This is a genomic window from Gilvimarinus sp. 1_MG-2023, assembly GCF_030548285.1.
Genome location: NZ_JAUOSC010000989.1, coordinates 1 through 273, shown reverse-complemented (window position 1 = coordinate 273; position 273 = coordinate 1). Strand labels below are relative to the sequence as shown.

The following is a 273-nucleotide window of genomic DNA, read 5'->3' as shown; positions in this document are numbered from 1 at the left end:
CCTGGAAAGGAATGAATATAAAAATCGAATAGCTAATAAGTTATAAGAATTTATAAGAATCAAAAGGAATAAAATATGAAAATTAATGTAAGTTTTGATTTAACGCCTGAAGAATTCCGTCGTGTTATGGGCTTACCGGATGTTCAGGAATTCCAGCAGGAAGTGTTTCATCAAATGATGGAAAAAATGAAGTCAGGCGAGGAAGGTTATGATGCCATGTCGTTATATAAACCTCTGTTCAGTGAAAGTATGACAGCGATGAACAAGTTTCAA

1 protein-coding gene is annotated in these 273 nt (G+C 34.1%); it reads left to right on the top strand.

Annotated features, from left to right (window positions below):
• Positions 1–75: 75 nt before the first annotated feature.
• Positions 76–273, top strand: a 198-nt coding sequence (locus Q4563_RS19845) for a DUF6489 family protein (RefSeq protein ID WP_303605742.1), incomplete at its 3' end; no start/stop codon positions are given.